Source organism: Phenylobacterium sp. (genome assembly GCF_004297125.1).
In the GTDB taxonomy this organism is placed as follows: domain Bacteria; phylum Pseudomonadota; class Alphaproteobacteria; order Caulobacterales; family Caulobacteraceae; genus Phenylobacterium.
Genome location: NZ_SCVD01000003.1, coordinates 39,169 through 57,293 on the forward strand (window position 1 = coordinate 39,169; position 18,125 = coordinate 57,293).

Below are 18,125 nucleotides of genomic sequence, written 5' to 3' on the forward strand. Positions count from 1 at the left end.
CGGGGGCTCATTCAGGCTGAACGACCGTCGCGGGTCAACCACAAGAGTAGCATATGTGCTAATTTATGAGATCCAAAGCCTGTCGTGCCGGGAAGCCGGGGGGAGGATCACAATCTGCTACACGCTGCAAAATGCTTGACAGCGGAGCCGCGACGCAGATTGTAGCACACGATACACTTTCAGGCGGCGTAGTTCGCTGGCAATCGTAGCGTCTGACGGGCGAAACGTCCCGCAGGCACGGCATCCGCCCCTAAAGGGGCAAGGGGAGGAAAACTGTGACTCGCATCCTGGCGATCTCTATCCGCACGGCCCTGCTTTGCGGCGGTAGCGTTGCAGGCCTGCTCGCTGCGACGCCCGCATTGGCGCAGGCCAGCGCGTCGACCGGCCTTCAGGTCGAGGAGGTGGTCGTCACGGCGCGTAAGCGCGAAGAGCGGTTGATCGACGTGCCCGTGGCCGCCAGTTCGCTCAATGCGGAGGGGGTCCAGCGTTACAATTCGACCGACCTGGCGACGGTCGCCGCCAATGTGCCGGGGGTCACCCTGTCGCGCGCCGGCGGCGGCGGCAACGGGGCGGCCTTCTCGATCCGCGGCGTCGGCAACCTGGCGTCGGACTACGGGAACGAGCAACCCGTCGCGATCAACATCGATGGCGTCCAGATCACCCGCGGCCGGATCGCCACGGTCGGACTGTTCGACATTCAACGGGTCGAAGTGCTGAAGGGGCCGCAAGCCCTGTTCTTCGGCAAGAACAGCCCGGCGGGCGTGGTCTCGGTGACGAGCCAGACCCCAGGGCGCGAATTCGAGGGCTATGTCCGGGCGGGATACGAGTTTCGGACCGAGACGCCCCAGATCGAGGGGGCCGTCACCGTTCCGATCTCCGACGTGCTGTCGATGCGGCTCGCGGGCCGCTGGAGCCACATGTACGGCGGATACATCTACAACGACGCCAGTCCGATCGCCGATCCCTTCGATCCCAACCCCGCGGCCGGGGGTGCGCGCAACCTGACCCTGCCTGGCGCGGACTATCGGAAGGGGCCCGGCACGCGCCAGAAGGTGGCGCGTTTCACCCTGGCCTACGAACCGACCGAGAACTTCAACGCGACCTTCAAGCTCCTGGGTTCCCGCGAATGGGACCAGGGAGGGTCCGTGTACAACGAAGTGGTCCAATGCGGCCGACCGCCCAACCCGATCGCCCTCGGCGTGGCGGATCCGCAAGCCAACTGCGTCGCCGACCGTCACAGGACCAACGGCGCGTCGCCGGCCGATATCACCAACAACTTCCTCTACGCGTTCGGCGACAAGGCGTCCCAGCAGACCGACAACATCGTCTCGAGCGTCCAGCTCAACTACGTGCGGGGCTCGATCGCCTTCACCTCGGTCACCGGCTTCTACTACAGCCTGAACAAGGCCTACGATAACTACGACGGGACAGTCTGGGCCCAGGCCACGGACGGGCAGCGCGACGAGCACCGCCAGTATTCACAGGAATTCCGGGCGGTCTCGAGCTTCGACGGCCCGTTCAACTTCTCCGTAGGCGGCCTCTACCAGTACGAACTCCGGGATTGGATGAACACCGACAAGATCGCGCCCCTGGGCCCGATCACGGCGGCGCAGGCGCCCCTGGTGGTCGCGCCCGGCGTCGACCCGTCAGGCTACGTCGGCAAGTACAATTCCGCCCTGTTCACGGCCCGCAACCTCGTCACGGTCTATTCGCTGTTCGCCCAGGCGCGCTGGCAGATCACGCCGGAGCTCGAACTCGCCGGCGGGGCCCGCTGGACGGAGGAGCACAAGAAGACGGACATCGGCTCGGTGATGAACCGCATCGCGTCCTTCTCGCCTGCGGGCTACCGCTACCATCCCGAGGTCGAGAACGACAATGTCTCGCCCGAAGTGACGCTGAGCTGGAAGCCTAAGGACGACCTCACAGTCTACGCGGCCTACAAGACGGGCTTCCTCTCGTCCGGGATCCAGAACCCCGGCAACGTCGTCAACTATCACGGCATCTGCCAGACCCGCGCTCCGACCAATGTGATCGGATGCGAGAACGATCTGCTCACCTATGACGCCCAGAAGGTGAAGGGCTTCGAGGGCGGGTTTAAGGGCTTCCTCTTCGATCGCCGCCTGCTGCTGGACTTCGCGGTCTACAGCTACAAGTTCAGCAATCTCCAGGTGACCACCTTCGACCCGACCACGCTGTCGTTCCTCATCCAGAACGCGGGCGGATCGAAGAGCAAGGGCGCCGAACTCCAGCTGCAGTACCGGGCCACCGAGCGCCTGCAGCTGCGCAGCTCGATCGCCTACACGGATCTGAAGTACACGACCTACTCGTCGGGCCCCTGCCCGCAGGGGAGCCCGATCCTCGCCACGGTCCCCACCGCGCAACGCCAGGAATACCTCTGCTACGCCATCCCCGGGACAACCTCGGGCGAGCAGTATCTGAGCGGCACCCGCTACGGAGGCGCTCCGCTGCAGGCGAACCTGGGCGCCACCTATAGCCAGACCCTCACCAATGGCTGGGAGCTCGACGCCACCGCGGACTGGTATTTCTACAGCCGGGCGCCGCGGCGGATCCGCTACGCCCTGGGCGGCGACGCCCACTCCGTGTTCAACGCCTCGGTCCGGGTCACCTCGCCGGACAAGCTTTGGGAGGCGGCGCTCATCGGGACAAACCTGGCGAATGACATCTGGTTCCCCGTGCCGACCACCGAGAAGCCTTTCGGCCTGTTCACGGCGACCTCCGGCGACCTGCAATCGGTCCTGCAGCCGCCGCGCCAGGTCACCTTGCAGCTGACGCGTCGGTTCTAAGGGGCGAGGCTGCCGCCGCAGTGAGGGAGTCGAGGGACAGTATGTCTATGCTCGAAGGCAAGACGGCGGTCGTCACCGGCGGCAGCAGCGGCATCGGCCTCGCCATCGCCCAGGCGTTGGCGCAGGAAGGGGCGAGGGTCGCGGTGGTGGGCCGGCGGGAGGCGGTGGTCCACGCCGCCGCCGCCGCGGTGGGCGCCGGCGCGATCGGCATCCCCGCGGACGTCACGCGAATGACCGACCTGGAGCGCGCCTTCGGGGAGGTCGGCAAGCAGTTCGGCGGGCTGGACATCCTCGTCTGCAGCGCCGGGTCCACGGGCGGGGGCCCGCTGGACAGCTGCACGGAGGAGGCCTTCGACGCCCTAATGGACCTCAACGTGAAGAGCGTGTTCTTCACGGCCCAGAAGGCGCTGCCGCTTCTGCGGGAGGGCGCCTCCGTGATCGTCATCGGCTCGGTGGCCGACACGATCGTCCTGCCGGGCGGCGGCGTCTATTCCGCGAGCAAGGCGGCGCTGCGCGCCTTCGTCCGGACCTGGGCCAGCGATCTCGCGCCCCGCGGGGTGCGGGTCAACCTCCTGTCGCCGGGGGTGACCGAGACACCGCTTCTGGAGCGGCTTCAGTCGACGCCGGAGTCCGTTCAGGGCTTCGACCACCTGATGGCGCAACGCACGGCCCTGAAGCGCCGGGGGAGGGCGGAGGAGGTGGCCGCCGTGGCGGCGTTCCTCGCGTCCGACCGCGCCTCCTACATGACTGGCGGGGTGCTCTACGCGGACGGCGGCATGCACAACTGGTGAGGGCGGCGGCCGGCGCCGCTCGCCCCTGACGCCGTCCTCAAGCCGGGGCGGCGTTCCGCGCCTGCCACCTCTGCTGGGAGATCCCGAAGAGCTTGGCCCGGTCGCCCATTTCCCAGGTCACCGTGAGCTTGCAGGCGTGGATGCGCCAGCCGTCGGAGCCCCTGCGGAGCCGGTTCGTGTAGTAGCCGCCGATCTTGTGCATGAGGCGCTCGCCCGCATCCACGGCATGGTGATGGGCGATCATGTACGAGACGCAGGTCGCCCGATCCCCGTCGATCTCGTGGACGTGATTGCTGCTGATGTGCTGCGTTGCGTCGAAGCCGGAGAGGCCGGCCGCGACGCCGGCGACCCACTCGTCAGCGTCGGAGGATCGGACTTCGCCGCCGCTCCAGCTCGTGAAATCCAGCTCGACCTGATCCGTGAAGCAAGAGCGGAACAGCGGCCAGTCGCGGCGATCGATGCCGGTGGCGTAGCGAAGGACGACGTCGCTGATCTCCGCGCGGGCGAGGAGGGTTTCAAGGTCGAGCGGGGCGCGTGCGGACATTCGGGTTCCTCCGGCTTCTAGGGGCGCTTGGGCCATTCGCCATTGAAACAAAAATAGCACGTGCTGCAAGCTTAAAGCAGGCTTAGACATTGACACGTGTGATAGTTTTTAGTTCTGTCAGCGACGGAGTTCCGGCCCGTCCGGGCCCTCGGATTCAACTCGCCAGGCTGCGGCAGGGTGCGCCGTGGTCGATAGAGCACGCAGAGGAACGCGACATGGAAGACCTGAAGACCTGTCCCGTCGAGGGCGTGAGGGAGCTGGATTTCAATTCCGAGGAATTTGCCCGGAACTACAAGAGCATCTACCGCGAGCTCCACGAGAGCGGTTGCCCCTACGCCCATTCGACGGACGGAGATTTCTTCGCCCTGGCGGCCCACAAGGACATCGTCGAAGCCTGCGTGAAGTCGCAGCAGTGGAGCAGCAAGTACGGGCCGGGTCTGCAGTATCAGTCGCCGGAGACGCCGGGCGTGCTGGTCAGCGTCGATCCGCCGGAGCACACCTTCGAGGCCAAGCTGGTCGGGAAGGCGTTCAGCAAGGCCTACTTCGAATCCTTCATCCCGGGAATCCGCGCGTACCTGAACGAACGGATCGACGCCGTCTTCGCCAAGGGCGGCTGCGACATCCACAAGGAGATCTCCGAGCCGCTGCCGCTCTGGGTGATCTTCAAGATGTTCGGCAAGGAGATCGACGCCGACTTCATGACCAGCTTCCGCGAGGGCTTCGTCGTCGGCGTCGGCCAGATGCTGCGCCGCGAGGCGCCCGCGGTGCGCACGAACGAGTCCACCCACTTCCTGGCGGACCACCTTGCGGAAACCCGGCGCAGGCTCGCAAGCGGCGAGGCCAAGCCGGACGACAACCTGCTCACCAAGTTCATCACCACCGAACTCGATGGGCGGCGGCTGACGGACGAGAAGATCCTCGGCTTCTGCAGCTTCCTCCTGACCGCCGGCAGCGGCACCACGACGATCATGCTGTCGAACCTGCTCCACAGGCTTCTGCAGGCGCCGGAGCTGTTCGAGCGCGTGAAGGCCGACCGCGACCTCATCCCGGTGGCCATCGAGGAATGCCTGCGGGTGGACGCCCCGGTCCACGGCCTTTTCCGGACCAACAACGAGGCGACCGAGATCGGTCCGCTGAAGCTGAAGCCGGACACGAAGGTGATGATGCTGTGGAGCGCGGGCAGCCTCGATCCGAACGTGTTCCCCGAGCCGCAGAAGTTCGACCTGGATCGCGAGATGTCGGAGATCCGCAAGCATCTCGCGTTCGGCTACGGCATCCATATCTGCCGCGGCGCGCCGCTGTCGCGCATCGAGGGAGGGCTCTTCCTCGAGGTGCTCATGGACCGTCTTCCGAACCTGCGCCTGGACGGCGAACCCACCCCCGAGACCCGGATCCCGGTCCTGCAGGGCATCCGGGCGCTTCCGGTGGCTTGGGACGTCTGACCACGCACGGACGCCGGATCGGCAAAGGCACTGAGGGAGAACGCCGGGATGAACGGCATCGGATCGCTTGCACGGCCTCCCGTGGAGGAGCTCTTCAAGCCGCTGCAGGTCGGCCGCATCCAGGTCCGGAACCGCCTGGCCTTCGCGCCCTGCACACGGCAGCGCTCCGACCTCGACGGGACGCCGAACGATCTCAACGTCGAATACTATCGTCAGCGGAGCGGGGCGGGCCTCATCGTCAGCGAGGGCATCTACCCGGACGACATGGGCAAGGGCTATCTGTTCAGCCCGGGCCTCTGCACGGAGTCGCACGTCCTGGGTTGGCGGCGCGTCACCGACGCGGTGCATGCCGAGGGCGGCGCGATCTTCGCCCAGATCATGCATGTCGGGCGGCTCAGCGATCCGCTGATGTTGCCCGGCGGCGCCACGCCAATCTCCGCCTCGGCCGTTCGACCCGACCCGACGGCGCGCCACTACACGGTAAGCTGCCCGCGCCCGAAACGGCCGTACCCGACGCCCCGCGCACTCGGCGCCCGCGAAGTCTACGACGTGATCGACCACTACAAGCGCTGCGCCCAGATGGCGGATCGCGCGGGCTTCGACGGCGTGGAGATCCATGCCGCGAGCGGCTATCTGCCCATGCAGTTCCTCACGCCGAACACCAATCAGCGGGATGACGAATTCGGCGGCAGCATCGAGAAGCGGGCGAGTTTCCTGCTCGCCTGTGTCGACGCCATGTCGGAGGTCAAGGGGCCCGGCTTCGTCGCCGTGAAGGTGAGCCCCGGCTGGACCTTTCACGACGTGTTCGACGACGATCCCGTCGGCACGTACACCCATGTGGGTCGCGAGCTTTCCAAGCGGCAGATCGCCTATCTTCAGGTGGGCAATTTTGGCATCCAGTGGGACGTCTTCGGGACGATGCGGGCCGCGTTCGACGGGCCGCTCATGGCGGTCGTCGGCTTCACGCGGGCGCGCGGCGCGCAAGCCGTGGCCAGCGGCGCCGCAGATCTCATCGGCTTCGGCCAGGGCTACATGGCCAATCCGGACCTCGAACGCCGCTACGAGAACGGCTGGCCCCTCGAGCGGCCCAGGCTGGAAGCCTACTACACGCAGGGCGCGGAGGGTTACACCGACTACCCGCGCTACGAGGACAGCCCCCTGGAAGGCGTCGTGCCGGTCGACGAGTACCCGACCCCGTTCTGAGAGCCCTGTAAAGCCATAGGCGCCTCAAGAGCGCCCGGGAGGAATGACGAATGTCGACCGCGAGCCCCGCCGGACGTGCTCTGACACTGCCGCGCGTCCTGCTCTTTTCGGCGGCCGGCATGCCCGTCGCGGCCATCGCCACGGCGATCGCCATCTACCTGCCACGTCACTTCGCAAGCCATGTCGGCATCAGCCTGGCGGCGGTCGGCGGAGCGTTCGCCATCGTGCGGCTGCTCGACATCTCGGTCGACCTCCTCCTTGGCCTGGCCATGGACCGCACGCGCACGGTGCTCGGACGCTACCGCGCGTGGATGCTCGCCGGCATCCCCATCGTGTTGCTGGCCGTCTACATGCTGTTCGTGGATCCTGCCGGCGTCACCATGGTGACTCTGATCGTTTGGCTCCTGGTCCTCTACCTGGGCATGTCCACGCTGCAGCTCGCGCACGCCGCCTGGGCCGCCACGATCGCGCCGAGCTACCACGAGCGATCCCGCCTGTTCGGCCTGATGGCGGCCTTGGGGATCGCGGGGTCGCTCTCGGTCTTCCTGGCGCCCGTCGCGCTGGAAGCGGCGGGCCGCTCCGACGCCGAGGCCGTGAGCACGATGGGGTGGATGATCATCTTCGCCACCCCGATAACCGTCGGCCTGATGGCGGTCAGCATCCCCGAACGTATCCGACCGAACCTGGAGGCGCGACACTTCCGGCTGCGCGACTACTGGGACCTGGTGTCCAGGCCCAGCATGCTTCGGATCATCGTCGCGGACTTCTGCCTGTCCCTGGGACCCGGCTGGCTGAGCGCGACGGTGCTCTTCTTCCTGATCGATGCGCGCGGCTTCTCCCTGGCCCAGGCCAACATCCTGCTGGCCCTGTCGATCTCGGCCGGCTTTGCAGGCGCCCCGCTGGTCAGCCGGCTGGCCGTGCGTTGGTCCAAGCATCGGGCGCTGATGGTCGCGGCGGTGGGCTATGCCGTCACCCTCTGCGCGATCGTCGTGTCGCCCAGGGGCGCCATGCCGCAGGCCATCGTGGTGATGTTCATGATGGGCTTCTTCAACGCCGCGTTTTCCGCGCTTCTGAGGGCCATGACGGCCGACGTCAGCGACGAGCTGCGGCTCGAACAGGGGCAGGAACGCGCGGGCCTGCTCTATGCGATCACCACGCTCACCACCAAGGCCGCGGGGGCGTTCTCGATCTTCCTGACCTTCACCGTTCTCGACCGCATCGGCTACGACGCGAAGGCCGGCAGCCTGAACGACGCGGCGGCCTTGCGCGGGCTCGAGATCGCCTCGATCGCCGGGCCTGTGGGCTTCGTGATGCTGGGGGCCTTCTGCTGCCTCGGCTATCGCCTGACCGCCGAGCGACACGCCGAGATCAAGCAGGCCCTCGACGCGCGGGAGGCCGCCTATGTGGAAGCCCCGATCCTCCAGACCATGACCGCGGAGGTCCATGCGGTGGAGCCCGGCGCCAGCAAGCCCTGAGGCGGTCAGGCGGCAGTGGGAGCGCCGTCGTCCTTGAGCAGCTCCGCGATCAGGGCGTCGGCTTCCGCGCGGTGCGAGGCGCGCAGGTACGCGCGTATGCAACTCAGGAAGTAGAGCTGGGCCCGGACGACGAACTCCTCGTCGCCGATCCGCCCCGCCGCCCAGTCGGTGACGTTGGCGTAGGACTGGTTGACGATGAGGTTGTTCAGGCGCGCGCGATTGGCGGGCGCCATCTTCACGACCAGCTTGCTCTTCTCGGCGCGGCCGCTCCAGCCGTCGCCGCTCCCCTGGGAAATCCGGTAGAGGGAATCGTAGATCCGCCGGTCGACCGTCGGCGAAAAGAAGACCCCGACCATGGCGGTCGCGTACCGCCGGAGGCTGATGGTGGCGCGGGCGATGTCGCGGATGCCCACCAGCTGTTCTTCCAGGGTGTCGGCGGGCGTCGGCCGCACTTCGCGCACCAGCTCGGCGAAATGCTCGTCGATCGCGGCGGCGACGATCTCCTCCTTGCTGCCGAACACGTTGTAGAGCGTGCGCTGAGCCACATCGGCCCGTCGGCTGAGCTCGCGAATGGTGAACCCCTCGACCCCCATCTCGTCGAGCAGGCGCTGGGCCTCCGCGAGGATCCGGTCCCGCCGGTCGCGCATGAGCGCGCTCGCATACTTGCGGCGGGGTGGTTCCTCTGCGCTGTCGGGTTCAGCGGCGGGTTCCGAATCGGGTAGCCGGCGTGCCATCCGGCTGAGGTTGCCGCCCGCGAGCCGCCTGTCAACGCGGGTTCCGGGAATCCCCTCAGCGATCCGGCGCCTGTTCGGTGCGATAGTCGCCGAACGTCTGGTCACGCGACGTCAGCGCCTTGGTGACGCCCTGGCGAAGCTCGGCCATGTAGGCGCGACTGGCCGGGGTGTGCCATCCCAGTGCGTGGAGGTCGGCGCCGGCGCGAAGTCCGGCGCGCATCCCCATGGCCTCCATCTGGCGGTGGACGAGCCGCTTGTTGAGTTGAGCCAGTTCGGGGTCGAGCTTGGCGACCCGCTCGGCCATGGCCAGAACCGCGGCCTCGAGTTCGTCCTCCGGATGGGCGCGGTTGGCGAACCCCAGGCGAACCGCCTCGACGCCCGACATCGCGTCCCCGGTCAGCATCTGTTCCATGGCCGCCCGCATGCCGATCAGCCAGGCATGGTACTGATTGTCGGGCGGGGACATGGTGCGCACGGCCGGATAGCCGATCTGCGCGTCCTCGGCGACGTAGACCAGGTCGCAGGCCACCGCCAGTTCAGACCCGCCGGCCAGGCACCAGCCGTGGACCTGGGCGATGATCGGCTTGGACAGGTCCCACATCCGGAAGCAGCCTTCCACCACGTGACGGGCCCAGTGGCCCTGGCCCCCGGCCGTATGGAACGGCGTCCGGCCGACGCCGGCCAGGTCGTAGCCGGAGGAGAAGCAGGACCCGGCGCCCCGGATCACGATCACGCGCACGTCGGGGTCGCGGTCGGCCGCCTCCAGCGCGGCGAACAGTTCGCCGCGCAGGGCGTTGGAGAGCGCGTTGCGCTTGTGCGGCCGGTTGAGGGTCAGGCGCCTGACCAGCGGCGCAGGCGTGTCCGTGAGCAGCAGGGGAGCCTCGGCGTCGCGCTGTTCGGTCATGCTGCTGTCGTCCTCATCTCGCCCCCGCTCAACGTGCGCCGCTATCCGCAGCGAGCTCAAGCTCGAAGTGGCCGCTGGCGTCTCAAATTTAGTGCAGGTTGCATCTTTTGCCTTGACGAGGAAAGGCAAACTTGGCCCTCTCGGGATGCCGGCGCGCCGTCGCCTGGAGGGCGGAAGCGCCGCTCAATATGCTGTAGGGGAAACGCGATGGGATTGGCCAAGGCCGCATCGGATGCGGCGGATGTCGACACCGACACCCTGCTCGAGATCTACCGCCGCACCGCGCTGATCAACCGGACCGACGAGAAGTTCCGCGCCCTGCTGATGAGCGGGACGTTGCGGCTCGTCTACTACCCGGTCCGCGGCCAGGAAGTCGTTTCGGCGGCCATGATGACGGCGCTGCGCCCCGACGACTATCTGGTCACCACCTATCGCGGCGTGCATGACCAGCTGGCCAAGGGAATCCCGCCCAAGATTCTCTGGGCGGAGTTCACGGGTAAGGCCACGGGCGCCTGCAAGGGCAAGGGCGGCCCGATGCATATCACCCACCCGGAAACGGGCGTGATGGTCACCACGGGCATCGTCGGCTCGGGCCTGCCGATCGCCAATGGCCTCGGGCTCTCGTCGCTGCTCAAGGGGGACGGCCGCGTCACCGTCGTCTGCTTCGGCGACGGGTCCACCAACATCGGCGCCTTCCACGAAGCCATGAACATGGCCTCCATCTGGAAGCTGCCGGTGGTCTTCCTGTGCCAGAACAACCGCTACGGCGAGCATACCGCCTTCGCCGATAGCACGTCCGCCGGCCGGATCGTCGATCGCGCGCCGGGCTACGGCATGAACGCCGTCCGCGTCGACGGGAACGACGCGTCCGAGATGTACGCGGCGGCCAAGGCGGCCGTGGATCGGGCCCGCGCCGGCGGTGGGCCGACACTGATCGAGGCGATGACCTACCGCATGCTGGGCCACGTGTTCGGCTCGAACGCCAGCTATGTTCCGAAGGCGCTTCAGGAGGAGGCGGTCCGCGAGGACCCGGTGCCCAGGCTGCGCCAGAAGCTGCTCGACCTGCAGGTGCCCGAGGCCACCCTCGCCGGGATCGAGCAGGCCATCGACGGCGTGATCGCCGAAGCGGTCGAGTTCGCCCTCTCCAGTCCCTATCCGGACATCGGCGAGATCCGCAAAGACGTACTGGGCCAGGAGATCGCCGCGTGAACGCGCCCCTCAAGACGATCAGCTTCTCGCAAGGGATCAACATGGCCCTCGACGAGGCCATGGCGGCCGACCCCAACGTCTTCGTCCTGGGCGAGGACGTTGCCGACGAGCAGGGCGGGGGAGTCTTCAAGGCGACGCTTGGCCTGTCGGCCAAGTACGGCGCGAGCCGGGTCCGCTCCACGCCGATCTCGGAACAGGCGATCATCGGCGCCGCCGTGGGGGCGGCGATCACCGGCATGCGGCCGGTCGCCGAGATCATGTTCATGAACTTCCTCACCGTCTGCATGGACCAGATCGTCAACCACGCCGCGAAGCTGCGCTTCATGTCGGGCGGCCTGACGTCCGTCCCCCTGACGATCCGCTGCGGCACCGGCGCCGGCGTCGGCTTCGGCGGGCAGCACTCCGACATGCTGGAGGCCTGGTTCGCCCATGTGCCGGGCATGAAGGTGGTGACCGCCTCGAACCCCGCCGACGCCAAGGGCCTGCTGCTGTCGGCGATCGAGGACGACGATCCCACGCTCTTCATCGAGAACGTGGCCATGTACGCCGCCCAGGGCGCGCCGCCGGAGGCCGGCTACAAGGTCCCGCTCGGCAAGGCCAAGGTGGTGCGCGAGGGCTCCGACGTCACCGTGATCACCTACGGCCGGCCCGTCCTGGAAGTCGCCGCCGTCGCGGAGACCCTGGCCGGGGAGGGGGTCAGCGTGGAGGTCATCGACCTGCGCACCATCGCCCCCTTCGACGCCGAGACCGTGCTGAACTCGGTCGCCAAGACCAACCGCGCCGTCGTCGTGCACGAAGCCGTCAAGGCGTTCGGCGTGGGCGCCGAGGTGTCTTCGCGGATCCATGAGGAGCTGTTCAGCCAGCTGAAGGCGCCGGTCGGACGGGTCGGGTCCAAGTATTCGCCGGTCCCGTTCTCGCCGCCGCTCGAGCAGGCCTGGCTCTACAGCCGCGACGAGATCGCGGCCGCCATTCGCAAAACCCTGGGCTGAAGAAACCACATGAGCTTTGAAATTCGGATCCCTGGCCTCGGCGCGGGCATGAGTGAGGGCAAGCTCGTCGCTTGGCATGTGAAGGACGGCGCCGCCGTGCGGGAAGGCGATCTCCTCTACACCCTCGAGAGCGAGAAGACGGCCCAGGACGTCGACGCGCCGGCGGACGGCGTCCTGAAGATCATCGGCGTCGAGGAGGAGATCTACCCGGTCGGCGAGCTGATCGGGACAATCGGCTGAACCGGGCGGCGAACCCGCCGAGGCGTCGCCGCCGAAGTTTCTGGTCAAAGGGGGATGTTCCCTCGCGAAGGGGATGCCGATGTCGAACAACAGCGGTGCGGGCGAGGGCCGGCTTGCGGGTCGCGTGGCGCTCGTGACGGGGGCCACCAGCGGTCTGGGTCAGGCCATCGCGGCGGGGTTCGCCCGCCAGGGCGCGCAGGTGGCCATCTGCGGCCGGCGTGAGGAGGTCGGGCAAGCCGTCGCCGAGGATATAAGGCAGGCGGGCGGAGAGGCCGTCTTCGTGACGTGCGACGTCGCCGACGGCGAACAGGTCCGCGACCTAGTCGCCCGCACCGTGGCCGCCTTCGGCCGTCTCGACATCGCCGTCAACAATGCGGGGCTCGGCGCCGCGGGCGCCAAGCTGGCCGAGCTGACCGAGGAAGAGTTCGACAGCGTGCTTGCGACCAACCTCCGCGGCGTGTGGCTCTGCATGAAGCACGAGATCAGGCAGTTCCAGGCCCAGGCCGATGGCGGCTGCATCATCAACATGGGCTCTGTCCTGGGGCAGGTCGCGCTGGCGACGGGCTCCCAGTACTCCGCGGCCCACTACGTGGCCGCCAAGCACGCCATCGAAGGGCTGACCAAGACGGCCGCCGCGGACTATGGGCGCGAAGGGATCCGGGTGAACACCCTGGCGCCGGGCGTGGTGGCGACGGCCATCAGCGAGCATGTGATCACGGACGAGGCGCCCCTCATCAGCCGCTGGCGGGAGCGCATCCCCCTCGGCCGCCTTGCCGCGGTGGAAGATGTGGTCGGCGCCGCCGTGTTCCTGGCTTCCGCCGACGCCGCCTACGTGAGCGGCACGAGCCTCGTGGTGGATGGCGGCTTCCTCGCGCAATAGCCCGTGGGTCGCCCTGCGCCCGCTCAAGGGATGAGCGGCGTGTCGCAGCGTTGGATGCGGTTCGCCCGCAAGCGCCAAGTGGAGGTCACATGCCTGGTTTCACAGGGAAGACGTTGCTCGTCACGGGAGCCGCCACCGGCCTGGGCCGAGCGGTCGCCACGATGGCCGCCGCGAGCGGAGCCAGGGTTGCGGTTCTGGACGTCAACGAGGCCGAGGGCCGGAAGACGGCCGCGGCGGTCGGCGGAAGGTTCTGGCGGCTCGATGTGGCCGATCCGTCGGCGTGGCGGGACGTGGTCGCCGACATCGAGCGCGAGTTCGGCCCGATCCACTACGCCCACCTGAACGCCGGCGTCATGACCCAAGGGCTGGGCGAGAGCCTGGCGGGGGCGAACGTGGAGTCCCTGAGCCCGGATCGCTATCGGCAGGTCGTGGGGGTCAACGTGGACGGCGTCTTCTTCGGGCTGCAGACGCTGCTGCCGCGGATGAACACCGCCGCCGGTGAGGCGGTGACCGTCACCAGCTCCGCCGCAGGTCTCGTCCCGATCCCGTTCGATCCGGTCTACGCGCTGACGAAGCACGCCGTGATCGGGTTGGTGCGGAGCCTCGCCCTGGCCTATGCGAACGCCCGCACGCGGATCAACGCCATCTGTCCGGGCGGCTTTGCCAGTCCGCTGCTTCCCCCGGAATTCCGGACGGCCGCGACCATGTCGGCGGAGCAGATGGCGGCCGAGGTCGTGGACCTGCTGCTGACGGGCGCCACCGGCGAGACGCGTCTCAAGCTCAAGGCCGACGCTCCCGCACAGGCGGTCAGCCCACCGTTCCCGACCCTGGCTTGAGGGCGTCAGCCGCCGATCGTCCGTTCCGTCGGCCAATAGCTTCGCCGCAGCTCGCGCTTGTTGACCTTGCCCATGGCGTTGCGGCCGATGTCGGCGAGGAACTCGTACGACCTTGGACATTTGAACCCCGCCAGGCGATCGCGGCAGAAGCGGTCCAGCTCCTCCGGCGACGGCGGCTGGCCGGGATCGCGCGCCATCACCAGCGCCTTCACCTCTTCGCCCATCTCGGCGTTGGGCGCGCCGATGACCGCCACGTCCGCCACCTCCGGATGTTGCAGCAGCGCCTGCTCGGTCTCGGCGGGATAGATGTTCACTCCGCCGCTGACGATCATGTCCGATACGCGATCGGTGATGAAGACGTAGCCGTCCTCATCGAAGTAGCCGACCTCGCCAAGGGTAAAGACCCCGGGCTCGAGGTGGACCGCGCGGGTCTTCTCCGGGTCATTGTGGTAGACGATCCCGCGGCCGGTAGTGTCGCGGAAATAGAGCTGGCCCACCTCGTTGACGCCGAGGCGCTCGCCGTCGTCGGCGACCACGACCAGCTCGAACGGGGCGAGGGTCTTGCCGACCGAACCCGGCTTTCGCAGCCACTCCTCGGAGGTGATCATGTTGGTGGTCCCGGCCTCGGTGGCGCCATAGGCCTCGATCAGGACGGGCCCGAACCAGTCGATCATCTGACGCTTCACGTCGCGCGGGCAGGCGGCGCCGGTGTGCGAAACCGCCACGAGGCTGGACACGTCGTACCGGCGCCGGATCGCCTCGGGGAGGGACAGCAGGCGCTGGAAGTGCGTGGGCACCATCAGGGTGCTGCGGACCCGGAAGTCCTGGATGGCGCGCAGGACCTGCTCGGGGTCGAAGCGGGAAAGCACTACCAGAGAGATGCCGCCGGCCAGCAGGCGAACCGAGCCGAGTGGGCCCGTGTGGTACAGGGGACTGACGACCATCCCCGGCGCGCGGTCGCCCAAACCCGCGACCTGGGCCTGGAGCTTTCCGATGACCTCGGCCACCGTGACGCCCGCGGGGAACATCGTGGGGGGCGTCTCGGCGCCCTTGGGCCGGCCGGTGGTGCCGGAGGTGTAGTGCAGGTGGGGACGAGGCGGCATGTCCGCCGGCGGCTCCGCATCTGACGCTTCCGCAAGCCAGGTGTCCCAGGAGACCAGACCTGGCGTGGGCGGCGTGCGCCAGCCAATCACCATCCCGACGCCGGCCTTGGCGGCCGCGGCGAGGCCCACTTCAGCGGTTTCCGGCCCCACGAACAGCGTGTCGGCGCCGGAATCCTCGAGGATGTAGGCGACTTCATCGGCGGTGAAATGGAAGTTGACCGGGACGCTGGACACGCCGGCATGCAGCGCGGCCAGATAGGCGATCACGCCTTCGGCGCTGTTCGGGGCAAAGACGGCGATCCTGCCGGCGGGGCCGGCGGCGCGTGCGAGCAGGCCGTTGACCGCGCGGTTCAACGTGGCGTCGAGGTCGGACCAGGTAAGGGAGAAACGCTCGTCCGCCAGGGCCATTTCCTGGGGCTTGCGGCGCGCATTCTCCGCGGCTGCGAGTGACATGATGGACCGTCCTGCGTTCGTTCAAAGACCCAGGGCGACCCGGGCCAGGATGTTGCGCTGCACCTCGCTCGAGCCGCCGAAGATCGTGCTCGCGCGGCCGTTCAGGAACCGCGCCGTCGGGGTGACGGCGTATTCCGGACCGATGGGGGACTCATTGGCCCCGGTCCCCAGGGCGCCGCGCTGGTCGGGGAGGGCGTAGAGCCCCAGGGCGCGCATGCTGAGGTCCTCGATCTTCTGCCCCAGCTCGCTCGCGCAGAGCTTCTTCAGCGACGCGGCGGCGTTCCCGATGCTTTCCCCGTCCCGGCGACGGCCGGCGAGGCGGCGCTCGGTCCAGGCCAGGGCCATGACCTCGATTTCGAGCCGCGCCAGGTCACGGCGGAAGACCGGGTCCTCATAGAGCGACGCCGCTCCGTCGGCCGGCTGGTTCCGCGCGATGTCCACCAGGCGTTCCAGCGCCACGGACAGCGGCACGCCGGAGGAGCCGCCGCCGCGTTCGAACTCGAGCAGGTACTTCGCGACGGTCCAGCCTTCGTTCTCCGCGCCCATCCGGTTGGCCACCGGCACGCGGACGTTGTCGAAGAAGACCTGGTTGACCTCGTGCTCGCCCGACATGGAGATGATGGGGCGCACCGAGATCCCCGGCGCATCCATGGGCGAGACCAGGAACGAGATGCCCGCCTGCGGCTTGCCTTCGGTCGAGGTGCGGACCAGCAGGAAGATCCAGTTCGCGAACTGGGCGTGGGTCGTCCAGATCTTCGATCCGCTCACGACGTAGTCGTCACCGTCACGGACCGCGCGGGTTTGCAGCGAGGCGAGGTCCGAACCGGACTGCGGTTCGGAATATCCCTGGCACCAATAGTGCTCGCCGGAGAGCATGCGCGGCAGGAAGAAGGCCTTCTGCGCATCGGTCCCGTATCGCATGATGACCGGCGCGCAGAGGCTGAGACCCATGCCCGGCAAGCGAGGCGTTCCGGCCCGCGCGCACTCTTCCTGGAAGATGGCGCCCTGACGCGGGGTCCAGCCCGGGCCGCCGTACTCGGTCGGCCAGGCCGGCGCGATCCAACCCCGCTCGAACAGGATCCGATGCCAGCGCCGGGCGAGGTCGCCATCGGCGAAGACGCCGGCCTGACGGGCGGTCAGCGCGCGGAGTTCGGGCGTGAACTTCGCCTCCAGGAACGCCCGCACCTCGTCGCGGAACGCCTCGTCGTCGTCCGAGGATCTCAACGCCATACCCTCATTCCTTCCTCGGGAGCACGCCGCTGGCGCGGCCGCAGGCCCCGGTCGGTGCGACACCGACCCACCATCGGACATCTAGCGTCCGGCCGACCTCGCACCAACCAAATAATAGTTCATGCAGCAGTTTTTGAGGCCATGCCCAAGGACAGTTGCTGGAACCGGTTCAGGTGGTGTTCGGCGGAGCCGAACTGGGTTTCGATGGCGATCGCACGCTTGAAGTAGTGGCTGACCGCCAACTCGTCGGTGACGCCCATGGCGCCATGCAGTTGGATCGCGCTCTGGCCCACCTCCCGGCAGGCTTCGCCCACGTACGCCTTGGCGGCCGCCACCGATCGCGCGCCGTCCGCGGCCGCCTCCGCCAGCTTGAGCGCCGCCATGTGGCTCATCGCGGCGGACTGCTGCGCCTTGACGAACATGTTCACCATCCGGTGCTGCAGCACCTGGAAGCTCGCGATCGGCGCGCCGAACTGCCGGCGCTCCTTCGTGTAGGCGACGGTGTCCGAGACCAGCCGGTCGAGAATCCCCGCCGCCTCGGCGCAGACGGCGGCGGTCGCCTCGTCCAGCGCCGCCTCGATGATCCCTGGCGCGACCTCCGAGGTCGCCAGCACCGCTTCGGGAGGGATGCGCACGTCGTGGAAGTCGATGTCGGCGGCCAGCCGACCATCCAGCGTGCGATAGGATCGCAGGCTCACGCCGGGCGCTTTGGGGTCGACCAGAACCAGGACCACGCCCTCGTGGTCGTGGCGTCCGCCGCCCGTTCGGGCGCTGACGATCAGGTGGGTGGCGGCGGGCGCCCCGAAGACCACGGACTTCCGCCCGCGCAACACCTGAGCGGCCCCCTCCGGCCGCGCCTGCGTCAGGATGTCGTCCCAACGGTAGCGGGCCTGCGGTTCGCTGTAGGCGAAGGCCAGTCGCGTATGGCCCTCGACAATCCCCCGGATCGTCTCCGTCGCGAGCGGGGCCGCGCAACGCTTGAGCAGGCCCCCGCCGAGGACGACAGTCTCGAGGAACGGCTCCAGGACCAGCGCCCGGCCCAGTTCCTCCATCAACACCATGGTGTCCAGGGCGTCGCCGCCCAGCCCGCCCGCGGATTCGGCGAAAGCCGCCCCCAGGATGCCGAGCTCCTCCGCGAAGGCGCGCCAGATCGTGGGGCTCCATCCCGGATCGCCGTTCAGGATCTGGCGCCTGGCTTCGAAGCTGTACCGATCGGACAGGAACCGTCCGACGCTGTCGCGCAGCAGCGTCTGCTGCTCGGTCAAATCCAAGCTCATCCGTACACGGC

16 protein-coding genes are annotated in these 18,125 nt (G+C 68.1%); 10 read left to right on the plus strand and 6 right to left on the minus strand.

Annotated elements, in window-relative coordinates; all coding sequences use genetic code 11:
• The first annotated feature begins 275 nt into the window (after positions 1 to 275).
• Both EPO51_RS02380 and EPO51_RS02385 read left to right on the plus strand, forming a co-directional pair.
• Positions 276 to 2,804, plus strand: coding sequence for a TonB-dependent receptor (locus EPO51_RS02380; protein WP_293345591.1), 2,529 nt, complete (start codon positions 276 to 278; stop codon positions 2,802 to 2,804).
• 41 nt (positions 2,805 to 2,845) lie between these two features.
• Complete coding sequence (locus EPO51_RS02385) at positions 2,846 to 3,595, plus strand: SDR family NAD(P)-dependent oxidoreductase (RefSeq protein WP_293345593.1); 750 nt, start codon at positions 2,846 to 2,848, stop codon at positions 3,593 to 3,595.
• 37 nt (positions 3,596 to 3,632) lie between these two features.
• Here the strand turns inward: EPO51_RS02385 and EPO51_RS02390 are convergent, their stop codons facing one another.
• Positions 3,633 to 4,139 carry a nuclear transport factor 2 family protein gene (locus tag EPO51_RS02390; RefSeq protein WP_293345595.1) on the minus strand — a complete coding sequence of 169 codons (507 nt, stop codon included), beginning with the start codon at positions 4,137 to 4,139 and terminating at the stop codon, positions 3,633 to 3,635.
• 215 nt (positions 4,140 to 4,354) lie between these two features.
• Between EPO51_RS02390 and EPO51_RS02395 the strand changes: the two genes are divergently transcribed.
• From EPO51_RS02395 to EPO51_RS02405, 3 genes are read left to right on the plus strand one after another with little or no spacing between them, the layout of a single operon-like run.
• Positions 4,355 to 5,581, plus strand: a complete 1,227-nt coding sequence (locus tag EPO51_RS02395; RefSeq protein ID WP_293345597.1) for a cytochrome P450 — start codon at positions 4,355 to 4,357, stop codon at positions 5,579 to 5,581.
• A 48-nt stretch (positions 5,582 to 5,629) separates the two neighbouring features.
• Positions 5,630 to 6,784, plus strand: a complete 1,155-nt coding sequence (locus EPO51_RS02400) for an alkene reductase (protein WP_293345599.1) — start codon at positions 5,630 to 5,632, stop codon at positions 6,782 to 6,784.
• Positions 6,785 to 6,834: 50 nt separating this feature from the next.
• Positions 6,835 to 8,259 (plus strand): MFS transporter, encoded by a 1,425-nt coding sequence (locus EPO51_RS02405; RefSeq protein WP_293345601.1) that lies wholly within the window; start codon positions 6,835 to 6,837, stop codon positions 8,257 to 8,259.
• Positions 8,260 to 8,264: 5 nt separating this feature from the next.
• On the opposite strand, the gene EPO51_RS02410 is transcribed toward EPO51_RS02405, so the two are convergent.
• Together EPO51_RS02410 and EPO51_RS02415 are read right to left on the minus strand one after the other, a co-directional pair.
• A complete protein-coding gene (locus EPO51_RS02410; protein ID WP_293345603.1) occupies positions 8,265 to 8,906 on the minus strand; it encodes a TetR/AcrR family transcriptional regulator in 642 nt (213 codons plus the stop codon).
• 142 nt (positions 8,907 to 9,048) lie between these two features.
• Complete coding sequence (locus EPO51_RS02415; protein WP_293345605.1) at positions 9,049 to 9,897, minus strand: enoyl-CoA hydratase-related protein; 849 nt, start codon at positions 9,895 to 9,897, stop codon at positions 9,049 to 9,051.
• Between the two features lie 207 nt (positions 9,898 to 10,104).
• Between EPO51_RS02415 and EPO51_RS02420 the strand changes: the two genes are divergently transcribed.
• The 5 genes from EPO51_RS02420 (at position 10,105) to EPO51_RS02440 (ending at position 14,051) form a co-directional block, all read left to right on the plus strand.
• Positions 10,105 to 11,106, plus strand: coding sequence for a thiamine pyrophosphate-dependent dehydrogenase E1 component subunit alpha (locus EPO51_RS02420; protein ID WP_293345607.1), 1,002 nt, complete (start codon positions 10,105 to 10,107; stop codon positions 11,104 to 11,106).
• Positions 11,103 to 12,095 (plus strand): alpha-ketoacid dehydrogenase subunit beta, encoded by a 993-nt coding sequence (locus tag EPO51_RS02425; RefSeq protein WP_293345609.1) that lies wholly within the window; start codon positions 11,103 to 11,105, stop codon positions 12,093 to 12,095. Before EPO51_RS02420 ends, EPO51_RS02425 begins: the two co-directional genes overlap by 4 nt.
• 9 nt (positions 12,096 to 12,104) lie before the next feature.
• Entirely contained in the window at positions 12,105 to 12,335 is a 231-nt protein-coding gene (locus EPO51_RS02430) for a lipoyl domain-containing protein (protein WP_293345611.1), read from the plus strand.
• 79 nt (positions 12,336 to 12,414) lie between these two features.
• A complete protein-coding gene (locus EPO51_RS02435) occupies positions 12,415 to 13,215 on the plus strand; it encodes an SDR family NAD(P)-dependent oxidoreductase (RefSeq protein ID WP_293345613.1) in 801 nt (266 codons plus the stop codon).
• An 89-nt stretch (positions 13,216 to 13,304) separates the two neighbouring features.
• Positions 13,305 to 14,051, plus strand: a complete 747-nt coding sequence (locus EPO51_RS02440) for an SDR family NAD(P)-dependent oxidoreductase (protein ID WP_293345615.1) — start codon at positions 13,305 to 13,307, stop codon at positions 14,049 to 14,051.
• A gap of 5 nt (positions 14,052 to 14,056) precedes the next feature.
• Here the strand turns inward: EPO51_RS02440 and EPO51_RS02445 are convergent, their stop codons facing one another.
• From EPO51_RS02445 to EPO51_RS02455, 3 genes are all read right to left on the minus strand, one after another.
• The gene (locus tag EPO51_RS02445) at positions 14,057 to 15,607 is read right to left on the minus strand and encodes an AMP-binding protein (protein ID WP_293345617.1); all 1,551 of its coding nucleotides are present in this window, start codon (positions 15,605 to 15,607) and stop codon (positions 14,057 to 14,059) included.
• Positions 15,608 to 15,628: 21 nt separating this feature from the next.
• Entirely contained in the window at positions 15,629 to 16,837 is a 1,209-nt protein-coding gene (locus EPO51_RS02450; protein ID WP_293345619.1) for an acyl-CoA dehydrogenase family protein, read from the minus strand.
• Between the two features lie 119 nt (positions 16,838 to 16,956).
• Positions 16,957 to 18,114 (minus strand): acyl-CoA dehydrogenase family protein, encoded by a 1,158-nt coding sequence (locus EPO51_RS02455; RefSeq protein ID WP_293345621.1) that lies wholly within the window; start codon positions 18,112 to 18,114, stop codon positions 16,957 to 16,959.
• Positions 18,115 to 18,125: the final 11 nt, after the last annotated feature.

Excerpts from the sequence above, each read along its gene's own strand:
- EPO51_RS02385 (WP_293345593.1), top strand. The coding sequence starts at position 2,846 with ATGTCTATGCTCGAAGGCAAGACGGCGGTCGTCACCGGCGGCAGCAGC.
- EPO51_RS02450 (WP_293345619.1), bottom strand. The coding sequence starts at position 16,837 with ATGGCGTTGAGATCCTCGGACGACGACGAGGCGTTCCGCGACGAGGTG.
- EPO51_RS02415 (WP_293345605.1), bottom strand. The coding sequence starts at position 9,897 with ATGACCGAACAGCGCGACGCCGAGGCTCCCCTGCTGCTCACGGACACG.
- EPO51_RS02435 (WP_293345613.1), top strand. The coding sequence starts at position 12,415 with ATGTCGAACAACAGCGGTGCGGGCGAGGGCCGGCTTGCGGGTCGCGTG.
- EPO51_RS02400 (WP_293345599.1), top strand. The coding sequence starts at position 5,630 with ATGAACGGCATCGGATCGCTTGCACGGCCTCCCGTGGAGGAGCTCTTC.
- EPO51_RS02430 (WP_293345611.1), top strand. The coding sequence starts at position 12,105 with ATGAGCTTTGAAATTCGGATCCCTGGCCTCGGCGCGGGCATGAGTGAG.
- EPO51_RS02395 (WP_293345597.1), top strand. The coding sequence starts at position 4,355 with ATGGAAGACCTGAAGACCTGTCCCGTCGAGGGCGTGAGGGAGCTGGAT.
- EPO51_RS02455 (WP_293345621.1), bottom strand. The coding sequence starts at position 18,114 with ATGAGCTTGGATTTGACCGAGCAGCAGACGCTGCTGCGCGACAGCGTC.
- EPO51_RS02405 (WP_293345601.1), top strand. The coding sequence starts at position 6,835 with ATGTCGACCGCGAGCCCCGCCGGACGTGCTCTGACACTGCCGCGCGTC.
- EPO51_RS02445 (WP_293345617.1), bottom strand. The coding sequence starts at position 15,607 with ATGTCACTCGCAGCCGCGGAGAATGCGCGCCGCAAGCCCCAGGAAATG.
- EPO51_RS02390 (WP_293345595.1), bottom strand. The coding sequence starts at position 4,139 with ATGTCCGCACGCGCCCCGCTCGACCTTGAAACCCTCCTCGCCCGCGCG.
- EPO51_RS02420 (WP_293345607.1), top strand. The coding sequence starts at position 10,105 with ATGGGATTGGCCAAGGCCGCATCGGATGCGGCGGATGTCGACACCGAC.
- EPO51_RS02410 (WP_293345603.1), bottom strand. The coding sequence starts at position 8,906 with ATGCGCGACCGGCGGGACCGGATCCTCGCGGAGGCCCAGCGCCTGCTC.
- EPO51_RS02440 (WP_293345615.1), top strand. The coding sequence starts at position 13,305 with ATGCCTGGTTTCACAGGGAAGACGTTGCTCGTCACGGGAGCCGCCACC.